The organism is Gammaproteobacteria bacterium (assembly GCA_030680605.1).
Taxonomy (GTDB): domain Bacteria; phylum Pseudomonadota; class Gammaproteobacteria; order SURF-13; family SURF-13; genus JAQBXX01.
Genome location: JAUXUQ010000002.1, coordinates 16,358 through 39,919 on the forward strand (window position 1 = coordinate 16,358; position 23,562 = coordinate 39,919).

Genomic DNA, 23,562 nt, shown 5'->3' on the forward strand with positions numbered 1-23,562 from the left:
TGCCTATTATAATGCAAATGGCTGTTATGGACTATTTTGGGAGGGGCCTTCCTGAGCCTTGCTGAACAGGAACTGGCCGATGATCTTCTCCAGCACCAGGGCGGGCTGGGTCAGCTTGATTTCGTCGCCGGCCTTGAGCGGCTTGATATCGCCACCCGGCTCCAGGCTGACATATTGCTCGCCCAGCAGGCCGGCCGTCAGGATGCTGGCGCTGGTATCGGCCGGGATGTCGGTGTAGTCCTTGTTGATATTGAGCCTGACCACGGCCTCGTGTGTGATTTTGTCGATGCCGATGCCGGCCACGCGCCCTACGCGGACGCCCGCGATGCTGACCGGTGCACCGGTCTTGAGGCTGCCCACGTTGTCGAACTTGGCGACCAGTTGATAGCCGGCGTCATCCGTGAAGGCCGAGAGGTTGCTGACCTTCATGGCCAGCACGAACAGTGCGGCCAATCCCGCCGCCACGAACAGGCCGACGGCGATTTCAATAGTCTTAGTCTGCATCATTTAAAAATCTCCGAACATTAGCGCAGTCAATACAAAATCCAGCCCCAGCACCGCGAGCGAACTGTTTACCACCGTGCGCGTGGTGGCGCGGCTGATGCCTTCTGATGTGGGCACAGCGTCATAGCCTTCAAACACCGCGATCCAGGTAACCACGAAGCCGAACACCACGCTCTTGATCACGCCATTCAGGATGTCTTCCTGCAGATCGACCTTGGACTGCATCTGCGACCAGAACGAGCCGTCATCCACACCCAGCAGTCCGACACCGACAAAATAGCCGCCCAACACACCCACCGCGCTGAACATCGCCGCCAGCAGCGGCATGGCAATAAAACCGCCCAGCAGGCGCGGCGCGACTACACGCGCCAGCGGATCCACCGCCATCATTTCCATGGCGGACAACTGTTCCGTCGCCTTCATCAGGCCGATCTCGGCGGTGAGCGCAGAACCCGCACGGCCGGCAAACAACAGGGCTGCGATCACCGGCCCCAGCTCGCGTACCAGCGACAGTGCTACCAGCACGCCGAGCGACTCCTCGGCGCCGAAATCCACCAGCGTATTATAGCCCTGCAGGCCCAGCACCATGCCGACAAACAGGCCCGACACGATGATGATGACCAGTGACAATACGCCAGTGGCGTAAATCTGTTGCAGTGTCAGGCGCGGGCGCGTCAACAGCGCCGGCAAGCCGCTTACTACCTGCACCAGAAAAAGATGCCCGCGCCCCAGCCGTTCGAAGCGCTTCAGCCCCCAGCGACCCAGCTTGCGCAGCGTGCCGATCATGCCCCGCCCCGGCCGTGGTTATTGAACAAATCTTCGGCGTAGTCCGTCGCCGGGTAATGGAACGGCACCGGGCCGTCGGCCTGCCCGTGCATGAACTGCTGTACCCAGGGTGAGTCGGACTGTTCAAGCGCCTCAGGCGTGCCATGACCGACCACCTTGCCGCCGGAGAGCACATAAATATAGTCGGAGATGGCGGCAGTTTCCTGCACGTCGTGCGACACGATGATGCTGGTCAGCCCGAGTGCCTTGTTGAGCGCGTGAATCAGTTGCACGATGGTGCCGAGCGAGATTGGATCCTGCCCGGTGAATGGCTCGTCGTACATGATCATCATGGGGTCGAGCACAATGGCGCGCGCCAGCGCCACGCGCCGCGCCATGCCGCCGGAGAGTTCGCTGGTCATCAGGTGCCGTGCCCCGCGCAGGCCGACCTGGTGCAGCTTCATCAGCACCAGATCGCGGATCAGGGTTTCCGGCAGGCGCGTGTGTTCACGCAGCGGAAAGGCCACATTATCGAAGACGTCGAGATCGGTGAGCAGGGCGCCGCTCTGAAACAGCATGCCCATGCGCTTGCGCAACTGGTACAGCGCCCCGCGCCCGAGTTGCGGCACCGGCTGGCCGTCTACCACGATGCTGCCCGCGAGCGGGCGCAGCTGGCCGCCGATCAAGCGCAGCAAGGTGGTCTTGCCGGTGCCGGAGGGCCCCATGATGGCGGTCACCTTGCCGCGCGGGATGTCGATGTCCACGCCGTCGAAGATCATGCGTTCGCCGCGCGCAAAGCGCAGGCCGCGGATCTTCACCAGGGGCTCGTGGTCAGTGGTGTCGGGGGTGTCTGGCATGGGGTGTCTGGCATGGGCCGGTGGCGGCAGGGGTCATGTATTACCAACAACGCCCAAGTATCCGGAACAGGCCTGTGGAAGTCAACTTGCGCGCCCGCCCGAGCGCTCGACGGATACAGGGGCTGCGGCTACACTGGTGGACATGTATTCCAGCGACCCAGCAGAAACGCGGCGCCTGTCGAGCGGGGTGAAATTCGCCCTGTTGCTCGCGCTGGGTGCTGTTACGGGTGCAGTAATGGCGGGTCTCGGCGTGCGCTGGGGCTGGTGGACGTTTGGCGCCGGTTTCTCGCTACTGAAATATGCGGCGATCGGGGCCGTGATCTCGGTACCTTTGTCGCTGCTGGGGCTGTGGTTCGTGGCGTGTCGTCGTCTGCGCGGGCGAGGCTGGGCGATGGTGGCGCTGGCCGCAGGCCTGGCCGGTGTGTGGGTGCCACTGCATACGCTCTACAGCGCCCGCGGCCTGCCCATGATTCATGACATCAGCACCGATCTGGGCAATCCGCCAGCATTCGTGGCCGTGCTGCCGCTGCGTGCCGGGGCGTCGAATACCCCAGAGTATGGCGGTGTGTCAGTTGCCGCGCTGCAAAAACAGTTTTATCCGGATATCCAGCCGTTGACGCTGGCAGCGCCGCCGGCGCAGGTGTTTGCGCAGGCGTTGGCGGTCGCACAGGCCATGGGCTGGGAGATCGTCGAGGCCAATCAGGCTGCTGGCCGCATTGAGGCCACGGCTACCACCTTCTGGTTCGGTTTCAAGGATGACGTGGTGGTGCGCCTCACCCCGGCCGGGGCGGGCAGCCGTATCGATGTGCGTTCCCTCTCACGCGTGGGCGTGAGTGATCTGGGCGTTAACGCACAACGGATACGGGACTATCTGGAAAAACTGGGGAACAGCAGTTTTTAGAGGGCGTGCAGGCGTGTGTTAAGGCGGCTCTTGTGGCGGGCGGCCTTGTTCTTGTGGATGAGGCCTTTGCGGGCCGTGGTGTCCAGCTCGGAAACCGCATCTTTGTAGGCGCTGGTGCCACGTGTCTTGTCACCGGAGGCGATCGCCTGCACGGCTTTTTTGACGCTGGTGCGCAGTGAGGAGCGCTGATCGACGTTGAGCTGGCGGTGCTTTTCCGCCTGCCGTACGCGCTTTTTGGCTTGTAGGGTGTTGGCCACGGTAAATCTCCTGAATTCCGAACGGAGTATTATCCGAATTTGAGGCCTGCACGTCAATGTGCGATTGGCGCTGAGGCCCTGTTTTCTGCGATAATTCGACCACTTAACGGTTATCAAAAATCCGGTCAGGGCATTGCGCTGAGCAAGAATCTACTCAAATCCACCGCCACTGTGGGCGCCGTCACCCTGATTTCGCGCGTGCTGGGCTTTGTGCGCGACATGGTGATTGCCCGCCTGTTTGGCGCCGGCAGCGGCGCGGACGCCTTTTTCGTCGCCTTCCGTATCCCCAACTTCTGGCGCCGGTTGTTTGCCGAGGGCTCGTTTTCGCAGGCCTTCGTGCCCATCCTCACCGAATACAAGACTCAGCGCAGTCACGCCGAGGTGCAGGAACTGGCCGACCGTGTCACCGGCACGCTGGGGGTGGTGCTGTTTGGCATGACGCTGATCGGGGTGGTGGCCGCCCCGCTGGTGGTCATGCTGTTCGCCCCCGGCTTTCTCGACGAGCCGGAGCGCTACGGCATGACGGTCGAGATGCTGCGCATCACCTTCCCCTACCTTCTATTTGTATCGCTGGCGGCGCTGGCGAGTGGTGTGTTGAACACTTATGGCCGCTTCGGTGTGCCCGCCTTCACGCCGGTGTTTCTCAATCTGGCCATGATTGCCGCCGCCATCTGGCTGGCGCCGCATCTGGAGCGGCCCATCACCGCGCTGGCCTGGGGCGTGTTTCTGGGCGGGCTGGTGCAACTGGGGTTTCAGCTGCCGTATCTGAAAAAGCTGCGCCTGCTGCCGCGACCGCGCTGGGGCTGGAAGGACAGCGGCGTGCGGCGCATCGTGAAGCTCATGATTCCGGCGCTGTTCGGCGTGTCGGTCACCCAGATCAACCTGTTGTTTGATACCCTGATTGCCTCGTTTCTGGTGGCGGGCAGCGTGTCGTGGCTGTATTACGCCGACCGGCTGGTGGAGTTTCCGCTCGGCGTGTTCGGTATCGCACTCGCCACGGTCATCCTGCCGGCGCTGTCGCAGAAACACACGGAGGCCTCGGCCTCGGAGTTTTCGCGCACGCTGGACTGGGCGCTGCGCTGGGTGGTGCTGATAGGCGCACCGGCCACGGTCGGGCTGCTGCTGCTCGCGAGCCCGCTGCTGACGACCCTGTTCCACTACGGCGCATTCAGCGCCCACGATGTGGCGATGTCGGCGCGCAGCCTGATGGCTTTCAGCATCGGCTTGACGGGCTATATTTTTATCAAGATTCTGGCGCCGGCATTTTATGCCCGGCAGGACATGCGCACACCGGTACGCATCGGCGTCATTGCCATGCTCTCCAACATGGTGCTGAACGTGATACTGGTGTTCCCGCTCCAGCATGCGGGTCTCGCGCTCGCCACCGCGCTGGCGGCGTTTATCAATGCGGGCCTGCTGTACCGTGCACTGCGGCGGGAGAGCGTGTACCAGCCGCAGCCCGGCTGGGTGAAATTCCTGCTGCGGGTGCTGGCGGCGAACGCAGTGATGGCGCTGCTGCTGTGGTTTGGCAGCGGTGCGGCGCAAGACTGGCTGGCGTGGTCGGCGCTGACGCGCGCGGCACATCTGGCGCTGCTGATAGGTGCAGGGGCAGTGGCGTATCTGGTGATGTTGTATCTTACCGGTGTGAAGCTGAAGGAATTCTTTAAACCCGCCGTGGAGCAGGTCGCGCCCGGGAAGGCCGACTGATGGAGATAGTGCGCGGCCTGTACAATTTGCGCGCCGGTCACCGGGGCTGCGTGGCAACCATTGGCAATTTCGACGGCGTGCACCTGGGGCATCAGGCGGTGCTGGGGCAGCTGGCAGAAAAGGGTGCCGAGCTGCATCTGCCCACCGTGGTGGTCACTTTCGAGCCGCAGCCGCGGGAGTATTTTTCTCCACAAGCCCCGCCCCGGCTAACGCGCTTTCGCGAAAAGATGCAGGCACTGCGCCGATTTTCGGTCGACCGCGTGGTGTGTCTGCGTTTCAACAAACAGCTGGCAGACATGCCGGCGCAGGATTTCATCAAGACGCTGCTGGTTGATGGCCTCGGTGTGCGTTATCTGGTGGTGGGTGATGACTTCCGCTTCGGGCATCAGCGACGCGGTGATTTCACCCTGTTGCAGGAGGCGGGCAGGCAGCATGGCTTTGAAGTTGTTAATATGCACAGCTTCAGCGTTGCCAACGTGCGGGTGAGCAGTACGCGGGTGCGCGAGGCACTGGCGCAGGGTGATTTTGCGGCGGCGGAACAGTGGCTGGGGCGACCTTACCGCATGTCGGGCCGGGTTGCGCACGGCGACAAGCGCGGGCGCGAGATGGGTTTTCCGACCGCCAACATTCACCTGTACCGCAAGGCGGCGCCGTTCCAGGGCGTATTTGTGGTGGAAATGTTCGGCATCCCCGGCGAGCCGGTGACGGGTGCGGCCAATGTCGGCACGCGGCCCACGGTCGGCGGAACACGCTGTTTGCTGGAAGTACATCTGCTGGATTTTAATGCAGACATCTATGGCTGCCATGTGCAGGTGGAGTTTCTGCACAAGCTGCGGGATGAAATACGGTTTGAGACGCTCGACGAACTGCAAAAGGCCATCGCGCAGGATTGCGAGCAGGCCCGTGAATTTTTTCGGAATTATTGTTCACGTTAGGATGAAAGATATCGAACGCAAAGCCAGATTTTTATTTCCTGGCGTCTTTGCGACCTTGCGTTGAGTTTTTAAGATTCAGATAAGGGGTTGGTGGTGACTGATTACAAGGAAACGCTGAATTTGCCGCAGACGGGCTTTCCCATGAAGGCCGGGCTGGCGACAACAGAGCCGAAGATGCTGCAACACTGGCAGTCGATGGGCCTCTACAAGAAGCTGCGCGCGGCAGGCAAGGGACGCAAGAAATTCGTGCTGCACGATGGGCCGCCCTACGCCAACGGCGATATTCACATCGGCCATGCGGTAAACAAAATCCTCAAGGACATCATCGTCAAAAGCAAGACCCTGAGCGGTTTCGATGCTCCTTATGTGCCGGGTTGGGATTGTCACGGCCTGCCCATCGAGCTGATGGTGGAAAAGAAAGTCGGCAAGGCCGGGGTCAAGGTTGATGCCGCCACCTTCCGCACGGCGTGCCGCGAATACGCCGCCAAACAGGTCGACAGCCAGAGCGCGGATTTCCAGCGCCTGGGCGTGATTGGTGACTGGGAACACCCCTATCTCACCATGGATTACAAATTCGAGGCCGGCATCATCCGCAGCCTGGCGCGCATCGTACAGAATGGCCACGTGCACAAGGGTTACAAGCCGGTGCACTGGTGCGTGGATTGCGCCTCGGCATTGGCCGAAGCCGAAGTGGAATATGAAGACAAGACCTCGCCTGCGATCGACGTGCGCTTCGCTGTGCTGGATGAAGAAGCCTTGCTTGCGCGCTGCCAGCATGTGCCGGAACAGGAGGGCAGCGGCCCCCTGAGCGTGGTGATATGGACCACCACGCCGTGGACGTTGCCTGCCAATCAGGCGGTCGCGCTCAACCCGGAAATGGATTACGTGGTGGCGCAGTGCGTGAGCGAGCACGGCAGCGAGCGGTTGCTGCTGGCCGAGAAACTGCTGAAGGATGCGATGGGGCGCTATGGTATCAGCGAGTATCGCGTCATCGCCTATTGTCGCGGCAGTGATCTTGATGGCCTCAAGCTGCAACATCCATTTTACGCCCGCGAAGTGCCGATTATTCTCGGTGTGCACGTCACCGCCGAGGCCGGTACCGGCGCCGTGCATACCGCGCCGGGGCATGGTCAGGAAGATTACGTGGTCGGCATGCAGTACCGCCTGCCGGTAGACAACCCGGTGGGCAGCGACGGCAAATTTCTGCCCGGCACGGAGCTGTTCGCGGGCCTGCATGTAGTGAATGCCAGCAGCGAAGTCATCGAAGTACTCAAGATGCGCGGCGCACTGTTGCGCGCCGAGGCGCTGCGCCACAGTTTTCCACACTGCTGGCGCCATCATACGCCGCTGATTTTTCGCGCCACGCCGCAGTGGTTTATCAGCATGGAGCAGAAATCACTGCGCAGTGCGGCGCTCTACGCCATCGAGCAAACCCGCTGGATTCCGGAGTGGGGCAAGGCGCGCATCATCGGCATGGTGGCGGGCCGTCCCGACTGGTGTATTTCGCGCCAGCGCACCTGGGGCGTGCCGATCACACTGTTTGTGCACAAGGAAAGCGGCGCGCTGCATCCCGACACCCCGGCGCTGATCGAGCAGGTGGCGCAGCGGGTGGAGAAAGACGGCATCGATGCCTGGTTTGGTCTCGCTCCCGCCGAGCTGCTGGGCGCGGAGGCGGCGCAGTATGACAAGGTGACCGACACACTGGACGTGTGGTTTGACTCCGGCGTCACCCACGCCTGCGTACTGGAGCAGCGTGAAGAATTGAACGGCGTGCCCGCCGACCTGTATCTCGAAGGCTCCGACCAGCACCGCGGCTGGTTCCAGTCGTCGCTGCTGACCTCGGTGGCCATGCGCGGCGCGGCGCCCTACAAGGCGGTACTCACGCACGGCTTCACGGTGGACGCCAAGGGCGAAAAGATGTCCAAGTCCAAGGGCAATGTGGTCGCACCACAGAAGGTGATGAGCAACCTCGGCGCGGATATTTTGCGCTTGTGGGTGGCTTCCACCGATTATCGCGGCGAGATGAACGTGTCGGATGAAATCCTGAAGCGCGCCGCCGATGCCTATCGCCGTCTGCGCAACACGGCGCGTTTCATGCTGGCCAATTTAAGCGATTTCGATCCGGCCAGGGATCAGGTTGCGCCCGCCGACATGCTGGCGCTCGACCGCTGGGCGGTGGACCGTGCGTTTCAACTGCAAAAGACGGTGATCGCTGCCTACGACGACTATGAATTCCATGTCATCTTCCAGCGCCTGCACAATTTCTGCGCAGTGGATATGGGCGGGTTTTATCTGGACATCATCAAGGACCGCCAGTACACCACGCAGAAAAACAGCCTGGCGCGCCGCTCGGCGCAGACCGCGATTTATCACGTCGTCGAGGCGCTGGTGCGCTGGTTTGCGCCCATCCTGAGTTTCACGGCAGAGGAGATTTGGCACTATCTCCCCGGCGCGCGCAAGGAGTCGGTATTGCCGTCGGTGTTGATGGCAACCTGGTATGAAGGCCTGTTCCCGCTCGATACCGCAGCGCTGGATGCAGCGGCCTGGGGCAAGATCATCGCCGTGCGCGAGGCCGTGAGCAAGGAGATGGAAAAGCTGCGGGCAGCGAATGCCATCGGCTCCTCGCTCGATGCCGAGATTGATATTTATTGTGACGACGCGTGGCGCTTGCCGCTTGCCGCCCTGCACGACGAAGTGCGCTTTGTGCTGATTACCTCCGGCGCGCGGGTGCACAGGGTAGACAAGAAGCCTGCCGACGCGCAGGAAGGTGCGAAAGGTTTGTGGCTCAAGGTGCAGCCTTCCACGCATGAAAAATGCATTCGTTGCTGGCACCATCGCGAGGACGTCGGCCAGAGCAGCGAACACCCGCAGATTTGCGCCCGCTGTATTGAAAATGTCACGGGCAAGGGTGAGGCAAGACATTATGCTTAAATGGCTCTGGCTTTCGCTGCTGGCGATTGTCCTCGACCAGTTGAGTAAGGTTGTCGTCAGTAACTGGTTGCAACTGTATGAGTCGGTGGCCGTGTTGCCGTTTTTCAGTTTTACCCTGCTGCACAACCCCGGCGCGGCGTTCAGCTTTCTGGCCGACGCAGGCGGCTGGCAGCGCTGGTTTTTCACCGCCATCGCGCTGTTCGTAAGCGTTGTTATCACGGTGTGGCTGCGGCGGTTGCCCGCAGAAGAGAAATGGCAGGCAGCAGCCCTGGCGCTGATACTCGGCGGCGCGCTGGGCAACGTGATAGACCGCCTGCGCTTCGGCTACGTGGTGGATTTTCTCGATTTTTATTACCAGCAATGGCACTGGCCAGCGTTCAATATCGCAGATTCTGCCATCACCGTTGGTGTGGCGATATTGCTGTGGGTGACGTTCAGGGGAAGCAAGAAAGCTGCGTAGATTGATCAGGCGCGCAGCACGCGCTACGCTAAAGCCCTTGTCGAGTATGGTGTATCACGAGCGTTAATTCGTGTATCTATGTTGTTGTTAGATCGTTTTGGAGGGGATATGACTGACAGCAAGGATAATGAGGTATCGCCAGAGGGTCGTGGAGACGTAGCCGTAATCGGAGAGGGAACGCCACATCGCATGCCAGTAAGTATCCAAGTTCTCCAGAATATTTATCATGAGCTTACGGGGAAAAACGAAGAGATGTCGAAGTCATACGACGACGCCTTCCGAGTTACCTTCGCGGACTTCGAGCAGCTGGATCACCGCATCACGCAGACATGTGAGCAGTACAGCATATCCACTAGTAACTGCTCTATAAAGGTTTATTACATTAATGATACACAGCAAACATTTAGCTCATTTAATGTATTTCGCGCCTTTAACGCCGGATCAAGTAGCGCTGTTGAGAGTGTTTTAGTTACCTACAATTTCCTGATACTCCTCCCAAAACTTAATCAACCGCAGAGCTACACGCTAACGATACGGGTTGCTTCGAAGGTCTCGATAGAGAATAAAATGCAGGATGAGCTATATTTCGAAATGCCAAAGATTTTGCGTCTGATGGGGAGGCGCACTGCAGTTGTTGCTATTAAGTACGTAGATTACATGGTTGCACGCAATATGCTTAATGTTGTTGATGAGTGGTTCAAAGCATTACCAAAATCAATGGTGCCCGCATATTGGGCGTTCATCAGGAAGCGGAGCAGCTACGTACCGCTGATAGCCCGATACTTCGTCGCAGCCGTAGTCGCGCTGATTATTTTTACAACTCTGCCAAGCTTTGTGCCTCCTGGTGCCACATTGCTGCATTTCGCAAAGTTCTGGCTATTGGCATCAGTTGGCCTTTTTGCTGCGTACAGATTTGCACACCATCTAGGTAGTGCGGCAGAGGATTCTATTGATCGATGGAGTGAGTTATCGTATGTGAGCCTGACTAGCGGGGACAAGGCCGCAATTAATGAAGCGGAGCAAAGAAACAGGCACAGTATCGTGTCTGCTTGTTTAAAGCTGCTTGGAGTGCTACTTATTTCCGTTGTTACGAAGGTCATTGTCGAGTTGTTAGTTGGTAACTAATTTAGCATCTGGCTGCAGCAAGGGCGGAATAGCAGAGCGGTATTCCGCCGAATAACTGAAATATCTGACATGTTGCGCCAAAAAATTTCATCCAGTGTCTCCAGCCTGCTGTTGTCACTCGCATTGATGGCGATTACGCCGTGGGCGGTGGCAGCGACCGATGCGGGGGCGGAAAAAACGGAAGCGGAAGCGCCGTTGACCAAGCGTCCGGGGCAGGAGCTGCAGTTGTTTATCGAAAACGACATTCTGGCCGGCACCGACCGTTATTACACCAATGGGTTCAAGCTGGGTTTTGGCGTGCCGCTCAAAACATTGCAGGGGCTGTTCGAAGGCCCGGCGACGTCGGTGCTTGACTTGCTCTCCGGTGTGGAGGGGCAACACCACTTCGGGCTGTTCTTCGGCCAGAACATATATACCCCGCGCGATATCAGTGTGCGCGAGGCGCAACCCAATGACCGGCCATGGGCGGCATGGCTGTATCTCGGCGGGGTGGCGCAGCGCAGGCAGGAGGACCGGCTCGACACCGTGGAGATCGACATTGGCATGGTGGGTCCGGCGGCGCTGGGTGAGCAGGTGCAAAGTCAGTGGCATAGCCTGGTGGGTGTGCGGCAGCCGCAGGGGTGGGACAACCAACTGCCCAATGAACCTGCGTTTCTGGTGTCGTATGTGCACAAGCGCCGCTTCGGCAATGCGACCTTTGATGTTGTGCCGCACATCGGTGCCACGCTGGGCACCGTGATGACGCTGGCGCGCGCAGGCGGTACGCTGCGCATCGGGCACAATATGGAAGGCTTTGGCCCCGACACCATCGAGCCGGGCGGGAGCATGCTGCAAAACACGCGCCGGGAGGGTGAGCGGGGCGCGCGCACGGACAGTGAGTGGTATGGCTTCATCGGTGCCGACGTGCGCTATGTGGCGCACAATGTGTTTCTCGACGGCACACTATTCCGTGACAGCCCGGGCGTAGATAGTCACGACACGGTGCGTGATCTCAGGCTGGGGTTGTCGCTGCGCCACAAGGAGTTGCGTATTTCGTATACCCGTATCTGGCGCAGCGAAGAATTTTCCACCGCTGCGGGCGGCGGTGGTTCGCAGGTATTTGATTCGCTCAATCTCGGGCTGGAGTTTTAGTGCGGCAACTGCCGCCCGCCGTTGTTTCAGGCGCTGTCGGGCCGGAGGGCGCGGGGCTTTGCAAAGCCAGGTGCAGCCTGTAACCTAGCGCTGTCATGTTACTCAAGTTCACCAAGATGCACGGCCTCGGCAATGACTTTGTCGTGATCGATGCTGTCTCCCAATCCGTTGCGCTGACACCTGAGCAGGTGTGCTTTATCGCCGACCGCCATTTCGGCGTGGGCTGTGACCAATTGTTGCTGGTCGAGCCTGCGCGCAGCGCAGGCGTGGATTTTGCCTATCGTATTTACAACGCCGACGGTGGCGAGGTGGAGCAGTGCGGCAATGGCGCGCGCTGTTTCATGCGCTTTGTGCGCGCTGCCGGGCTCACGGACAAGAATGAGTTGGTGGTGGAAACCCGCTGCGGTATTATTCGTCCACGCATGGCGTCCGACGGCCAGGTGACGGTGGATATGGGCGTGCCGCGCACGCGGCCTGACGAGATACCGTTTCTCGCCGAGCACGAGGCGCTGAGTTATCCGCTGCTGGTCGATGGGCAGCAGCTGGAGGTCGGTGTGGTGTCGATGGGTAACCCGCATGCGGTGTTGCGCGTAGACAATGTGGATAACGCGCCGGTGGCGCTGCTGGGGCCGAAGATTGAGGCGCACGAGCGCTTCCCGAACCGTGTCAACGCCGGTTTCATGCAGGTGGTTGACCGCTCGCATATCCGCCTGCGCGTCTACGAGCGTGGGGCCGGTGAAACGCTGGCCTGTGGCAGCGGGGCATGTGCCGCTGTGGTGAGCGGTCGCCTGCAAGGCTGGCTGGATGATACAGTAGAGGTGGAGGTGCCCGGAGGGCGGCTCATGATAAGCTGGCAGGGTAGCGCGGCGGAGGTCAGGATGACCGGCCCGGCGACGCACGTATTTGAAGGGCAGATCGAACTATGACGACATCGAATACATCGCAGGAGCGGGCGGACGAGCCGGGGCTGGAGAAGCGTGTGATCGAGTATTTGCGCAGCCACCCGGATTTCTTCGCCAATCATGTGCAGCTGCTGGCGGAACTCACGGTACCCCACGCGAGCGGTGAAGCAGTATCGCTGATAGAGCGGCAGGTGTCGGTGTTGCGGGATCAGAACCGTCAGTTGCGACGCGAGTTGATGGATCTGGTGCAGGTCGCGCGCGACAACGACCGCCTCAATGATCGCGTGCGCCGCCTCACGCTGGGATTGATGCAGGCGCAGGGTATGCACCGCATCCTGCAGGCGCTGCACACCAGTCTGGGCAGTGATTTCGATGCCGATGCAGTGGCGCTGTGCCTGTTCGCGCCGGTTACGGACGGCCTGCCCGAGGGTGATCACGGGGTAGAGTTGCAGGTCATGGCGCCGGACGACGAGAGTCTGGCGGCATTCAAGAGCGTGATTGAAGAGGGTAAGCCGGTGTGCGGCAGGTTGCGTCCTGCGCAGGTACACACGCTGTTTCCCGATGCGGCGAGCGAAGTTTCCTCGCTGGCCGTGATTCCCCTGATCCTGGAAGGGGCGCCGTGCCTGGGCCTGCTCGCCGTGGGCAGCTTCGAGGCGGAGCGTTTTCATCCTGCCATGGGTACGATGTTTCTCTCGCACATAGGGGCGATTACCACCCAGGCCCTGAAGCCCTGTCTCGCGACTTGATTGCCTGCCAGCATGCACGATGACCGGCAGCAGTGGCTGGAGCGGTTTTTTATACACCTGAGCGCTGAACGCGGCCTGTCACCGCTTACCCTGACTGCCTACAAGCGCGACCTTGCCCGTCTGCATGAATTCTGTAACCAGCGCGGCGTACACGACTGGGCAGTACTTGAGCATGCGCTGCTGCGCGATTTCGTCGCCGCCCGCCACCGTGCGGGCGTGGGTGGGCGCAGTATCCGGCGCGAGTTATCCGCCACCCGCACCTTCTTCAACTATCTGTTGCGCGAAGGCAGGCTGACACAAAATCCGGCGCTCGGCATCGGCGTACCCAAGTCGCCGCGTATGTTGCCGCGTACGCTGGACGTTGACCAGGTCAGCCGGCTGCTGGCAGTGAAGGCAACGGACGCGCTTGCCATCCGTGATCTTGCCATCATGGAATTGATATATTCTTCCGGTCTGCGACTGGCGGAGCTCATCCGGCTGAATCTCACAGATCTCGATCTGCATGATGCCACCGTGCGGGTGACGGGCAAGGGCAACAAGACGCGCGTGATTCCGGTGGGCCGGCATGCGCTCACGGCGCTGCGTGCCTGGTTGAAGCAGCGCTGCCTGTCGGCAACAGCGCAGCAGCAGGCGTTGTTTGTAGGCCAGCGTGGCCGCAGACTCAGCGGGCGTACGGTGCAACTGCGGTTGCGCGCCATGGCGCTGCGGCAGGGGGTTGGCGGTGCGATATCGCCACACTGGTTGCGCCATTCCTTTGCCAGCCATATGCTGGAGTCGAGTGGTGACCTGCGTGCTGTGCAGGAGTTGCTGGGGCATGCCAACATCTCTACCACCCAGATTTATACACACCTTGATTTCCAGCACCTTGCGAAGGTATACGATACGGCACACCCACGGGCCAAGCGTCGCTGATGGCGCCATGATTTGAGACGAGCCCACGCTAGGCTGAAGGTGCCGCAGGCCCGCACTTTTGCAGAACGACGCTGACTAATGAAGAAGTTTTCCCCTTTGAACAGAGTACTCCCGGCTGATTTGGGCTGTCTGCACATGCAGATTCCGGTGGCGGGGCTGGAGGAGCCGCGCGCACAATGTTGACGGAATTTCTGCAACAGATGCTGGCCTGGGTGGGCGACCATCCCTATTGGGCCGGGGCCGCCGTATTTCTGGTGTCGCTCGCGGAGTCGCTCGCCGTTGTGGGTTTGCTGATCCCCGGCACCGTGGTGATGTTTGGTGTGGGCGCATTGGTAGCGGCGGGTGTGCTGGATTTATGGTGGACGCTGGGGCTGGCGGCTGCGGGCGCCGTGGCAGGTGACAGCCTGAGCTATTGGCTGGGCCACCACTACCACGAGCGTTTGCGCCAGATGTGGCCCTTCAGCCGTCATCCGCAGATGCTTGAGCGCGGCGAGGCCTTCTTCCACAAACACGGTGGCAAGAGTGTGTTGTTCGGGCGCTTTGTCGGCCCGGTGCGCCCCGTGATTCCGGTGGTGGCGGGCATGCTGAACATGCCGCCGCGCCGCTTCATGGTGGTGAATGTATTGTCGGCCCTGGGCTGGTCGCCCGCCTATATTCTGCCCGGTGTAGTGTTCGGTGCCTCGCTCGGGCTGGCCTCTGCCGTGGCGTCGCGACTGGCGGTCATCGTGGTATCGTTGCTGCTCATTCTGTGGCTGACGGTGTGGGGTGTGTTGCGGTTGGTAAAGCTGCTGCAACCGCGCACCGAACGCATGGCCGACCAGCTCCTGCGCTGGGGGCAACAACACCCGACGCTGGGCGTGATCACCAACGTGCTGGTGGATCCCCGGCAGCCAGAACTGCGCGGCATGGTGCTGTGGGCGGTGCTGTTGCTGGCAACGGCATGGGTGCTGCTGGGCGGGCTGGAACGCTTGCCCGGCGCGCCGCTTGCCAATCTCGACAGCGCGGTATTTTACATTCTGCAAGGGCTGCGTACGCCGTGGACCGACCAGTTGATCGTGGTGCTCGGCCAGTTGGGCGACGCCCATGTGCTGGTGCCGCTGATGCTGAGCGTGACGTTTGCGCTGGTATGGCTGCGGCATCGGCATGCCCTGGGCCACTGGCTGGCGGCGCTGGCGTTCGGCGGGCTGCTGATCATGGGGATGGATTGGATGTTACATCTGCCTCGTCCTGCGGGTTCCAGCATGGAGGAGCTGCGCTTGTTCTCCCACGTGGCGATGAGCGTGCAGGTGTACGGGTTCATTGCCGTGTTGCTGGCGCGTGAACTGCCTGCCGACAGGCGCTGGATGCCTTACGTCGGCGCCAGCATGTTGATTGTGGGAGCGCTGGTGGCGCGCCTGTATCTGGGCATGCACGGCTTGTCGGAGGTGCTGGCCGGGGTGCTGGTCGGATTGTTGTGGGTGGCGCTGCTGGGTGTGAGTTACCGTCGCCACCCGGCGCGGCCGGTGTCACTGCCGGTGCTGAATGCGGCGAGCGTGTATGTGCTGGTGCTGGCGGGCGCGCTGCATGTCAGTCTGCATCATGCGCGTGACGTGGAAAGCCATGTGGTACGGCACAGTGTGCGCATGCTGGATGCGCAGGTGTGGTGGAACGGTGCGTGGCAGGAATTTCCTGCCTACCGTGTCGACCTCAAGGGTGAGCCGAGCCAGCCGTTTACGGTGCAATGGCTGGGCAGTGTGGAAACCCTGCGCCAGCACCTCGAGGCGCAAGGCTGGCAGACGCCGGTCGAGCCCGTACCCAAAGCGCTGCTGGTGTGGCTCACGCCCCAGCCCACGCTGGCTGAATTACCGGTGTTACCCCAGGTGCATGACGGGCGCCATGAGTCGCTGTTGCTGGTGCATATGCTGCCCGGCGGTGAGCGCCAGCTGGTGTTGCGGCTGTGGACCGCGGATGCGCGCACGGCGGGAGACGAGACACCGCTGTGGATTGGTAATGTGACGCAGCTGCACATCAGCCGCAGGATACCGCTGTTTACCATAGCACGCAGTGATGCGGTGTTCAGGCAACCACTGGCGCAGTTTGAACGGGCGCTGGGTGGCAGTATCGAATGGCAGCGGGTGCAGCGTACGGCGCTCGGCAAGTCGCGCTATAACAGTTGGGGTGGCGAGGTAATCCTGCTGCGAGAAGCGGGGCGCTCCTGACGCCTACTGTACGAACTGGTTGCCCAGCGTGCTGTGGATGTGTGCCAGGCGCTGCATCGGATCGCTGATCTCCAGTAATGCCTGCTTTTGCGCCAGCGAGAACGGCAGCAGTTCCGCCAGCCGGTAACTGACCCATGCCGCATCATCATGCTGGCCCGCCGTGTCGGCAGGCTCGATACCCGCTTGTGCTAAAGACTGGTGCAGCAGGGCGATCAGGCTGCTGTAGTCCGGCGGGATCGTGCCCTCCATACCTTCCGGCAATAATTCGGTGTGCGCTATGATCTGCTGGTCTGGTTGGGTTTCGGTGCTGACAATACGAAACCGCGCCTCGCCGCGCACGGTAATCCCCAGTATCCCATCCGGGTGCTGATACCAGTCGGTAATGCGTGCCAGCGTGCCGATGGCATGCGGGGCGGCGGCGTCCCCGGTCTCGTTGCCTTCCTGTATCAGGCAGACGCCAAAGCCATGACCCTGTTTCAGGCAATGGCTGACCAGGGCGAGATAGCGCGGCTCGAAGATACGCAAGGCGAGCGAGCTGTTGGGAAACAGCACGGTATTGAGCGGAAACAGCGGCAGCGGCTGGGTCGAGGCCGTGCTCACTGTGGTGTCCGCTGCTGCAAGGCCTGCAGCAGCCGCTCATGCAGGCCGCCGAACCCGCCGTTGCTCATGATGAGAATGTGGTCGCCCCTGTGCGCCTGTTGCACCAGCGCATCGATGATGGCCTCGACCGAGGTGTACACCTGCCCCTTTGCGCCCAGTGCGTCTGTTACCGTGTCCAGGCTCCAGCCGAGGTCTGGGGGGGCATACAGCAGTACGCTGTCGGCCCCGGCCAGCGCGGGGGCCAGCGAGTGCTGGTGCACGCCGAGGCGCATGGTGTTTGAGCGCGGTTCCAGTACCGCCAGGATGCGCGCACTGCCCACCTTGCGCCGCAGGCCGGCGAGGGTGGTGGTAATGGCGGTGGGGTGGTGGGCAAAATCGTCGTAAACGGCAACGCCGGCGATCTCGCCGCGCAGTTCGAGCCGGCGCTGGACACCCTTGAAAGCATGTAATGCCTCGATGGCGGTAGCGGGCGCCACACCCGCATGGCGCGCGGCGGCGATGGCGGCCAGCGCATTGTGCCGGTTGTGCTCGCCCAACAGCGGCCAGTACAGCCTGCCTTGCAGTTTGCCACACCAGTGGATGTCGAAACTACCATCGGCATCGTCGCGCAGGGCTTCCCAGCCGGTCTCGCTCATGAAGTGCTCGACCGGCGTCCAGCAGCCGCGTGCCAGCACCCGCTGCAGGGCGCTGTCATGGGCTGGTGCCACAATCAGCCCGGACGCAGGCAAGGTACGTACAAAATGGTGAAACTGCTGCTCGATAGCAGCAAGATCGGCGAAGATGTCAGCATGATCGAACTCAAGATTGTTCAGAATGGCGGTGCGTGGCCGGTAGTGTACAAATTTGGAGCGTTTATCGAAAAAGGCGCTGTCGTATTCGTCTGCCTCGATGACAAAGAAGGGCGCGCTGCCAAGACGCGCCGTAGCGCCGAAATTGTGCGGCACTCCGCCGATGAGGAAGCCGGGGTGCAGGCCGGCATGCTCCAGTATCCACGCCAGCATCGCGCTGGTGGTGGTCTTGCCGTGGGTACCGGCCACCGCCAGCACCCAGCGCCCATGCAGGATGTGTGCGGCCAGCCATTGCGGGCCGGACAGATAGTCGATGCCCCGGTCCAACACATACTCCACGGCGGGATTGCCGCGTGACAGCGCATTGCCGATGATGACGCAGTCGGGCGCAGGGTCGAGGTGTTCCGGCAGGTAACCCTGTTTTACGTCGATGCCCAGCGCGGCCAACTGGGTGCTCATCGGCGGGTAGACATTGGCATCCGAGCCGCTGACCTGATGGCCTGCCTCGCACGCCAGGCGCGCGATGCCGCCCATGAGGGTGCCGCAGATGCCAAGGATATGGATATGCACGCTATTAGTTCGCTGCCGGCACCATGAAGGCCAGGCTCAGCAGCAACTCTGCCATGAAGTAGCCGAGACTCGCGAGGATGCCGAGCGCCAGCGGCACCGACAACGCATGGCGCAGGATGTGGGCGACGACGGCGAGATTCCACACCAGCATCACGATCTGGGCAGTGACGTTTTGCATGGCGACGATCGGCCACGCCAGTAAACCGAGCAGGGCGCCGCTGCCCATCAACGCCGCCAGGGTCTGGTAAAAACGCTCAGGGAAGCGGCGCAGGAGCAGGGCGCTATGGGTGAGGATGGCCAGCACCCCGGTGTCGAGCACGGCCCACAAGGCTGCGCGGCCCAAGCCGAGATCGGGCAGCGACAGCCCCACGCTGACCAGCGTATACGCCAGCAGCGTGACAACCGTCAGTACAGGTGCGGCCGGGAGATCCTGCGGGTTGGCACGCAACAGGCAGAGGTTGCCAAACGTCTTGAGCAGCGTAAGCAGAGGTCCCATGTTATGAGCGGCGCGGCAAGCGCCCGTGAGGTATGGATTCAGTATCAGGCATTCAGGTGGCGCCCGAACCATGCGCATGCGTGCTGCGCCGCCTGGTCGAGTGTGCCTGGCTCCTCGAACAGGTGCGTAGCGCCGGGCACGATAACAAGCTCCTTGTCGCATTGCAGCAGGTCATAGGCCTGCTGATTGAGTTCGATCACCACATCGTCGTGGCCGCCGACGATAAGCAGGGTAGGCGATTTTACCCGGGCGAGATGCTGCGCACCGGCGAGATCAGGCCGGCCGCCACGTGAAACGACTGCCGCTATTGCAGAGCCCAGGGCGGCGGCGGACTGCAATGCCGCTGCTGCACCGGTGCTGGCGCCGAAATAGCCGATGCGGAGCTGGCGCGTGCGCGGGTCGGTTTGCAGCCATTCCGTTGCGCACTGAAGCCGGCGCGTGAGCAGCGCGATATCAAAACGGGTTTCGTAGTCGCGGTCTTCCTGCTCCGTGAGCAGGTCGATGAGCAGTGTCGCGAGCCCTGCCTCGTGCAGCTTGCCCGCAACATAGTTGTTGCGCGGGCTGTGCCGGCTGCTGCCGCTGCCGTGGGCAAACAGCACCACCCCGGGCGCACCGTCCGGGATTACCAGCATGCCTTCCAGTTGCGCCGTACCGGCGGGAACGCGTATCAGTTGTTGCTGGGCTGTGTGCGTCATGCGGGCGGGTGACATCTCTGCCACTGTTATGAGCAGACATCGTATCAAATTTTAACCGGCCATACATGTTAAGATTCAGGCTGAGAGCACCCCATGCAAGAATACTACGTAGATTCCCCTCCGCAATTAAATGAACTGTGCGAACGCCTGCGCGGCAGCCGCTGGGTCGCACTCGATTGTGAATTCATGCGCGAGAAGACCTATTACGCGCAACTGTGCCTGCTGCAACTCGCCACAGAGGACGTGATCGCCTGCATTGACCCGCTTGCGCTGGCCGACATGTCGCCGTTGCTGGATATCCTTTACGACCCGGCCGTGACCAAGGTGCTGCACTCGTCGCGGCAGGATCTGGAAATCTTTTACGACCTGCGCGGCGGTCTGCCGCGCCCGGTATTTGACACCCAGGTGGCCGCGGCGTTGCTCGGCTATGGCGATCAGGTGGGTTACAGCGCGCTGGTGCAGGGCATGCTCGGTGTGCAGCTCGACAAATCACAAACCCGTACCGACTGGTCAACGCGGCCACTGACGGTGGAGCAGTTGCAGTACGCAGCGGATGACGTGCGTTATCTGGGGAAAATTTACGCAGATCAGCGCGCTGAACTTGAGCAGAGGGGGCGGCTTGCATGGCTGGAGGCGGACTTTTCCGAACTGGTCGATGTGCGTCTTTACAGCAACCCCCCCGAGCAGGCATGGCAGCGTGTGCGCCAGGCCAATAGCCTGAAAGGCGTGCAGCTTGCGGTGCTGCGTGCGCTCGCGGCCTGGCGAGAGCAGCGCGCGCGCAGCAGCAATCGCCCGCGCAAGTGGATAGTGAGCGATGACGTGCTGCTCGAACTGGCGCGCCGCATGCCGGGCAATGCCGACACGCTGGCCAGGGTGCGCGAACTGGAGCCGGGCGTGCTCAGGCATCACGGCGTAGAAATCGTCAGTATTATTCAGGCCGCCAGAAATCTGCCGCAGGAGATGTGGCCGGCGCTGGAGGCGCCCTGTCGCTTGACCGCCCCACAGGATGCGCTGGTCGACGCCTTGATGGCCACGGTGCGCCTGCGTGGCGCACAAAACGCTACCAGCACCGCGAGCCTGGTTACGCGCAAGGAGCTGGAGCGGCTGGTGCTGGGGGAGCGCGACCTGCCCATTCTGCACGGTTGGCGCGGGGCGCTGGTGGGGCACGACCTGCTCGCGCTGCTACAGGGTGAAAGCATGCTGAAGGTGCGGCAGGGTAAGCTGGATATTGTCGCTTCTGCATGACGTTGACCGCAGCCGAAGGCAGTTCTATAGTGGATACCGTGGGGTGTCGTAAATTAACAGGCGTGGCAGGAGCAGTATGAGCAAGGATGGCCCGGTGTCCACCAGTGAAGGTGAATTGAAGCCGCTGGAAGTGCGCATCGATGAGTTGATCCGGGAGAGCGAGCGGCTGAAGAGCGAGAATATGGATCTGCGCAAGCGTCATGCCCTGTTACAGTCCGAGCGCGCAGCCTTGATGGAAACGACAACACAGGTACGCAGTCGCATGCAGGGTGTGATGGATCGTCTGCGTACCCTGGAGCGTGAAACGTGAAACAGGAAACAGTCACCGTTGCGGTGCAGATACTGGATAAAGAGTACCGCGTGGCATGCGAACTGCATGAACGTGATGCACTGCTGGCGTCGGCGCATTACCTGAATGGCAAGCTGCGCGAGATCCGTGATACCGGCAAGGTGGTCGGGCTTGAGCGCATGGCGGTGATGGCGGCGCTCAACATGTCGAATGAGATGTTGCAGCAACGCGTCCGCAAGGAAGACTACATGCTGACCATGGGTGCGAAGGTACGCGCCTTGCAGGAAAAGGTCGAGGCCGCGCTGGGTAAGACCAGGCAGATGGAGATTTAACGGTCTGGATTTCCGGGCCGAGCGAATTATTGAGGTATTTGACAAGTTTAGGCATCTCCTGTGGTGTACGTGAGCGGGCCGGGTAATCCCTTGAGCCTTAATTCATACCTACGGGAACCCCCATATCGATGTTGTTGTGCATGTCCTCCCCTGGAGGAAAGCCTGATACGTCGTCCGGGTTCCCACTTGAACCCCCAGGTTCAAGGTCGAAGGTCAGTCACGGCACCGGCGGGAGATGCCTCCAGTTTTTCGGTCGCGCAGCCCGCCGCATGTTTGCGGCCATGCGCCGGTAGATAACCTGAATGCCTTCCCGTTCCGATATCCGCTCCCGATTGCGGCAACAACGACGCGCACTCAGCGCCGAGGCGCGCCTGTTGAGTGCGCGCCAGGTGGCGCAGCAGCTGGTCGCCAGCCCGGTGTTTCGAGCCGCCCGCCGCATCGCCTTTTACTGGCCGAGCGATGGCGAAATCGACGTGCTGCCGGTCTTGCAGTATGCCTGGGCGTGCGGCAAGACCTGTTATCTCCCGGTGCTGTGGCGTTGCAACCGGCTCGGTTTTGCCGTCTGCCGCACAGGGGGCGCGTTGACGCTCAACCGGTTTGGCATCCCCGAACCGGTGTTGCCTGTACGCCAGCTGGTCAGCGCCCTGGCGCTTGATCTGGTGTTGTTGCCGTTGGTGGGGTTTGACGCGCAGGGCTATCGTTTGGGGATGGGTGCGGGTTTTTATGACCGCACGCTGGCCCACCGCAGCCGGGGCTTGCGCTGGCGTCGCCCGCGTTTGGTGGGTGTCGCCTACGACTTTCAGCAAGTACCAAACATAGTACCGGCACCGTGGGATGTGCCGCTGGATGCGGTCGTCACGCCAATCCAGTGGCATGTCCCGCGCTGACGCATTTTTAGGCATAATGGTGACATGAACAGCAAGGAATTCGCGCGCCGCCGCAAAGAGCTGATGCAGATGATGGGCAAAGGCGCGATGGCCATCCTGCCTGCCGCACCGCAGCGCCTGCGTAACCGTGATGCGGAATATCCCTATCGTCAGGACAGCGATTTTCACTACCTCACCGGCTTCCCGGAGCCGGAGGCGGTGGCGGTGCTGATTCCGGGGCGCAAGCACGGTGAATACGTTTTATTCTCACGTGAGCGCGACGTCGAAAAGGAAACCTGGAGCGGCCGTCGTGCCGGACAGGAAGGCGCGTGTGCTGAATATGGCGCCGATGATGCGTTCCCCATCAGTGATATCGACGACATACTGCCCGGCCTGATGGAACACTGCGAGCGCGTGTTCTATGCCATGGGCCAGGAGTTTGACCAGCGCTTGATGCAGTGGGTGAACCAGATCCGGCAGCAGTCACGCAGTGGCTCACACCCGCCTACCGAGTTTGTCGCACTCGATCATCTGGTGCATGAGATGCGGCTGTACAAAAGTCGCGCCGAGAGCAGCACCATGCGCAAGGCGGCGCGGATCAGCGCCGCTGCCCACCGGCGCGCCATGACAACGTGCCGCCCCGGGATGATGGAATACCAGCTCGAAGCGGAACTGCGGCATGAGTTTATGCGCTCCGGCAGTCAGGCCGTCGCCTACAATCCCATCGTCGGCGGCGGTGCCAATGCCTGCATCCTGCACTACACCGAAAATAATATGATGCTGAATGATGGCGATCTGGTGCTCATCGATGCCGGTGCTGAACTCGATAATTACGCCAGTGATATCACGCGCACCTTTCCCGTTAACGGACAATTCTCGGCAACGCAGCGCGCCATATACGAGATTGTGCTGGCGGCCCAGGATGCCGCAATCAGCAGGATCAGCCCCGGCAATCACTGGAACGAACCGCATGAGGCAGCAGTGCGGGTGCTGACGCAGGGGCTGCTTGATCTCGGCCTGCTCAAGGGCAAGCTGGCGGCGTTACTCAAGAGTGAGGCCTATCGCCGCTTCTACATGCACCGCACCGGTCACTGGCTGGGCATGGACGTGCATGACGTCGGTGACTACAAGGTGGGCGGCGTCTGGCGCATGCTGGAGCCGGGCATGGTGCTTACCGTCGAGCCCGGGCTGTACATCCCTGTCGGCAGTAAAGGGGTGGCGAAGAAATGGTGGAACATCGGCGTGCGCATCGAGGACGATGTGCTGGTGACGGCGAACGGCCACGAGGTGTTGACGGCCGGGGTGCCGAAGACCGTGGCCGAGATTGAGAGTCTGATGCGCAAACAGTGA

At 61.4% G+C, this 23,562-nt stretch carries 23 protein-coding genes, 1 other RNA gene and 1 pseudogene; 17 read left to right on the forward strand and 8 right to left on the reverse strand.

Annotation, left to right across the window (positions count from 1 at the left end; genetic code table 11):
• Window positions 1–24: 24 nt before the first annotated feature.
• From mlaD to Q8L89_01520, 3 genes are read right to left on the reverse strand one after another with little or no spacing between them, the layout of a single operon-like run.
• Window positions 25–507 (reverse strand): outer membrane lipid asymmetry maintenance protein MlaD, encoded by a 483-nt coding sequence (gene mlaD, locus Q8L89_01510; protein MDP1707745.1) that lies wholly within the window; start codon window positions 505–507, stop codon window positions 25–27.
• A complete protein-coding gene (mlaE, locus tag Q8L89_01515; protein MDP1707746.1) occupies window positions 508–1,290 on the reverse strand; it encodes a lipid asymmetry maintenance ABC transporter permease subunit MlaE in 783 nt (260 codons plus the stop codon).
• Window positions 1,287–2,126 carry an ABC transporter ATP-binding protein gene (locus Q8L89_01520; GenBank protein MDP1707747.1) on the reverse strand — a complete coding sequence of 280 codons (840 nt, stop codon included), beginning with the start codon at window positions 2,124–2,126 and terminating at the stop codon, window positions 1,287–1,289. Before Q8L89_01520 ends, mlaE begins: the two co-directional genes overlap by 4 nt.
• 142 nt (window positions 2,127–2,268) lie before the next feature.
• Here Q8L89_01520 and Q8L89_01525 point away from each other — a divergent pair, with 142 nt between their 5' ends.
• Window positions 2,269–3,027, forward strand: a complete 759-nt coding sequence (locus tag Q8L89_01525; GenBank protein MDP1707748.1) for a DUF1499 domain-containing protein — start codon at window positions 2,269–2,271, stop codon at window positions 3,025–3,027.
• On the opposite strand, the gene rpsT is transcribed toward Q8L89_01525, so the two are convergent.
• Window positions 3,024–3,284, reverse strand: coding sequence for a 30S ribosomal protein S20 (gene rpsT / locus Q8L89_01530; protein ID MDP1707749.1), 261 nt, complete (start codon window positions 3,282–3,284; stop codon window positions 3,024–3,026). The two genes, Q8L89_01525 and rpsT, sit on opposite strands and share 4 nt — an antisense overlap.
• A 138-nt stretch (window positions 3,285–3,422) precedes the next feature.
• On the opposite strand from rpsT, the gene murJ reads away from it, so the two are divergent.
• The 10 genes from murJ (at window position 3,423) to Q8L89_01580 (ending at window position 16,331) form a co-directional block, all read left to right on the forward strand.
• Window positions 3,423–4,991 carry a murein biosynthesis integral membrane protein MurJ gene (gene murJ / locus Q8L89_01535; protein ID MDP1707750.1) on the forward strand — a complete coding sequence of 523 codons (1,569 nt, stop codon included), beginning with the start codon at window positions 3,423–3,425 and terminating at the stop codon, window positions 4,989–4,991.
• Complete coding sequence (gene ribF / locus Q8L89_01540) at window positions 4,991–5,926, forward strand: bifunctional riboflavin kinase/FAD synthetase (protein ID MDP1707751.1); 936 nt, start codon at window positions 4,991–4,993, stop codon at window positions 5,924–5,926. The genes murJ and ribF overlap by 1 nt, the downstream gene beginning before the upstream one ends.
• Before the next feature lie 93 nt (window positions 5,927–6,019).
• On the forward strand, window positions 6,020–8,857 hold the full coding sequence (gene ileS / locus Q8L89_01545; GenBank protein ID MDP1707752.1) for an isoleucine--tRNA ligase: 2,838 nt from the start codon (window positions 6,020–6,022) through the stop codon (window positions 8,855–8,857).
• Window positions 8,850–9,317 (forward strand): signal peptidase II, encoded by a 468-nt coding sequence (gene lspA / locus Q8L89_01550; GenBank protein ID MDP1707753.1) that lies wholly within the window; start codon window positions 8,850–8,852, stop codon window positions 9,315–9,317. The genes ileS and lspA overlap by 8 nt, the downstream gene beginning before the upstream one ends.
• A gap of 108 nt (window positions 9,318–9,425) precedes the next feature.
• Window positions 9,426–10,442 (forward strand): hypothetical protein, encoded by a 1,017-nt coding sequence (locus Q8L89_01555; GenBank protein ID MDP1707754.1) that lies wholly within the window; start codon window positions 9,426–9,428, stop codon window positions 10,440–10,442.
• A gap of 69 nt (window positions 10,443–10,511) precedes the next feature.
• A complete protein-coding gene (locus Q8L89_01560; protein ID MDP1707755.1) occupies window positions 10,512–11,573 on the forward strand; it encodes a lipid A deacylase LpxR family protein in 1,062 nt (353 codons plus the stop codon).
• Window positions 11,574–11,668: 95 nt separating this feature from the next.
• The gene (gene dapF, locus Q8L89_01565; GenBank protein ID MDP1707756.1) at window positions 11,669–12,499 is read left to right on the forward strand and encodes a diaminopimelate epimerase; all 831 of its coding nucleotides are present in this window, start codon (window positions 11,669–11,671) and stop codon (window positions 12,497–12,499) included.
• Complete coding sequence (locus Q8L89_01570; protein MDP1707757.1) at window positions 12,496–13,221, forward strand: DUF484 family protein; 726 nt, start codon at window positions 12,496–12,498, stop codon at window positions 13,219–13,221. Before dapF ends, Q8L89_01570 begins: the two co-directional genes overlap by 4 nt.
• Window positions 13,222–13,233: 12 nt before the next feature.
• Window positions 13,234–14,133, forward strand: a complete 900-nt coding sequence (gene xerC, locus Q8L89_01575; protein ID MDP1707758.1) for a tyrosine recombinase XerC — start codon at window positions 13,234–13,236, stop codon at window positions 14,131–14,133.
• A 176-nt stretch (window positions 14,134–14,309) separates the two neighbouring features.
• On the forward strand, window positions 14,310–16,331 hold the full coding sequence (locus tag Q8L89_01580; protein ID MDP1707759.1) for a VTT domain-containing protein: 2,022 nt from the start codon (window positions 14,310–14,312) through the stop codon (window positions 16,329–16,331).
• A gap of 3 nt (window positions 16,332–16,334) precedes the next feature.
• On the opposite strand, the gene Q8L89_01585 is transcribed toward Q8L89_01580, so the two are convergent.
• Genes Q8L89_01585 through Q8L89_01600 form a run of 4 tightly spaced genes read right to left on the reverse strand, consistent with a single transcriptional unit; the run spans window position 16,335 to window position 19,480 of the window.
• Entirely contained in the window at window positions 16,335–16,931 is a 597-nt protein-coding gene (locus Q8L89_01585; GenBank protein ID MDP1707760.1) for an LON peptidase substrate-binding domain-containing protein, read from the reverse strand.
• The gene (gene mpl, locus Q8L89_01590) at window positions 16,928–18,289 is read right to left on the reverse strand and encodes a UDP-N-acetylmuramate:L-alanyl-gamma-D-glutamyl-meso-diaminopimelate ligase (protein ID MDP1707761.1); all 1,362 of its coding nucleotides are present in this window, start codon (window positions 18,287–18,289) and stop codon (window positions 16,928–16,930) included. The genes Q8L89_01585 and mpl overlap by 4 nt, the downstream gene beginning before the upstream one ends.
• Window positions 18,290–18,293: 4 nt before the next feature.
• Window positions 18,294–18,785 carry a hypothetical protein gene (locus tag Q8L89_01595; protein MDP1707762.1) on the reverse strand — a complete coding sequence of 164 codons (492 nt, stop codon included), beginning with the start codon at window positions 18,783–18,785 and terminating at the stop codon, window positions 18,294–18,296.
• A gap of 44 nt (window positions 18,786–18,829) precedes the next feature.
• Complete coding sequence (locus Q8L89_01600) at window positions 18,830–19,480, reverse strand: dienelactone hydrolase family protein (GenBank protein ID MDP1707763.1); 651 nt, start codon at window positions 19,478–19,480, stop codon at window positions 18,830–18,832.
• Between the two features lie 93 nt (window positions 19,481–19,573).
• Here Q8L89_01600 and rnd point away from each other — a divergent pair, with 93 nt between their 5' ends.
• The 6 genes and pseudogenes from rnd (at window position 19,574) to pepP (ending at window position 23,562) form a co-directional block, all read left to right on the forward strand.
• Window positions 19,574–20,725, forward strand: coding sequence for a ribonuclease D (gene rnd, locus Q8L89_01605; GenBank protein MDP1707764.1), 1,152 nt, complete (start codon window positions 19,574–19,576; stop codon window positions 20,723–20,725).
• Window positions 20,726–20,801: 76 nt separating this feature from the next.
• Window positions 20,802–21,035, forward strand: coding sequence for a TIGR02449 family protein (locus Q8L89_01610; protein ID MDP1707765.1), 234 nt, complete (start codon window positions 20,802–20,804; stop codon window positions 21,033–21,035).
• Window positions 21,032–21,346, forward strand: a complete 315-nt coding sequence (locus Q8L89_01615; GenBank protein MDP1707766.1) for a cell division protein ZapA — start codon at window positions 21,032–21,034, stop codon at window positions 21,344–21,346. Before Q8L89_01610 ends, Q8L89_01615 begins: the two co-directional genes overlap by 4 nt.
• A 52-nt stretch (window positions 21,347–21,398) precedes the next feature.
• Window positions 21,399–21,585, forward strand: a non-coding RNA gene (gene ssrS, locus Q8L89_01620) — 6S RNA.
• Window positions 21,586–21,648: 63 nt separating this feature from the next.
• The gene (locus tag Q8L89_01625; GenBank protein MDP1707767.1) at window positions 21,649–22,233 is read left to right on the forward strand and encodes a 5-formyltetrahydrofolate cyclo-ligase; all 585 of its coding nucleotides are present in this window, start codon (window positions 21,649–21,651) and stop codon (window positions 22,231–22,233) included.
• Window positions 22,234–22,249: 16 nt separating this feature from the next.
• Window positions 22,250–23,562, forward strand: a pseudogene (gene pepP / locus Q8L89_01630) (Xaa-Pro aminopeptidase).

What these genes read in the sequence shown, in the direction of transcription:
- mlaD (MDP1707745.1), bottom strand. Translation starts at nt 507, where the DNA reads ATGATGCAGACTAAGACTATTGAAATCGCCGTCGGCCTGTTCGTGGCG.
- Q8L89_01570 (MDP1707757.1), top strand. Translation starts at nt 12,496, where the DNA reads ATGACGACATCGAATACATCGCAGGAGCGGGCGGACGAGCCGGGGCTG.
- Q8L89_01520 (MDP1707747.1), bottom strand. Translation starts at nt 2,126, where the DNA reads ATGCCAGACACCCCCGACACCACTGACCACGAGCCCCTGGTGAAGATC.
- xerC (MDP1707758.1), top strand. Translation starts at nt 13,234, where the DNA reads ATGCACGATGACCGGCAGCAGTGGCTGGAGCGGTTTTTTATACACCTG.
- Q8L89_01580 (MDP1707759.1), top strand. Translation starts at nt 14,310, where the DNA reads ATGTTGACGGAATTTCTGCAACAGATGCTGGCCTGGGTGGGCGACCAT.
- mlaE (MDP1707746.1), bottom strand. Translation starts at nt 1,290, where the DNA reads ATGATCGGCACGCTGCGCAAGCTGGGTCGCTGGGGGCTGAAGCGCTTC.
- rnd (MDP1707764.1), top strand. Translation starts at nt 19,574, where the DNA reads ATGCAAGAATACTACGTAGATTCCCCTCCGCAATTAAATGAACTGTGC.
- Q8L89_01525 (MDP1707748.1), top strand. Translation starts at nt 2,269, where the DNA reads ATGTATTCCAGCGACCCAGCAGAAACGCGGCGCCTGTCGAGCGGGGTG.
- dapF (MDP1707756.1), top strand. Translation starts at nt 11,669, where the DNA reads ATGTTACTCAAGTTCACCAAGATGCACGGCCTCGGCAATGACTTTGTC.
- Q8L89_01560 (MDP1707755.1), top strand. Translation starts at nt 10,512, where the DNA reads ATGTTGCGCCAAAAAATTTCATCCAGTGTCTCCAGCCTGCTGTTGTCA.
- lspA (MDP1707753.1), top strand. Translation starts at nt 8,850, where the DNA reads ATGCTTAAATGGCTCTGGCTTTCGCTGCTGGCGATTGTCCTCGACCAG.
- Q8L89_01595 (MDP1707762.1), bottom strand. Translation starts at nt 18,785, where the DNA reads ATGGGACCTCTGCTTACGCTGCTCAAGACGTTTGGCAACCTCTGCCTG.
- Q8L89_01625 (MDP1707767.1), top strand. Translation starts at nt 21,649, where the DNA reads ATGCCTTCCCGTTCCGATATCCGCTCCCGATTGCGGCAACAACGACGC.
- Q8L89_01555 (MDP1707754.1), top strand. Translation starts at nt 9,426, where the DNA reads ATGACTGACAGCAAGGATAATGAGGTATCGCCAGAGGGTCGTGGAGAC.
- Q8L89_01600 (MDP1707763.1), bottom strand. Translation starts at nt 19,480, where the DNA reads ATGACGCACACAGCCCAGCAACAACTGATACGCGTTCCCGCCGGTACG.
- Q8L89_01610 (MDP1707765.1), top strand. Translation starts at nt 20,802, where the DNA reads ATGAGCAAGGATGGCCCGGTGTCCACCAGTGAAGGTGAATTGAAGCCG.
- ribF (MDP1707751.1), top strand. Translation starts at nt 4,991, where the DNA reads ATGGAGATAGTGCGCGGCCTGTACAATTTGCGCGCCGGTCACCGGGGC.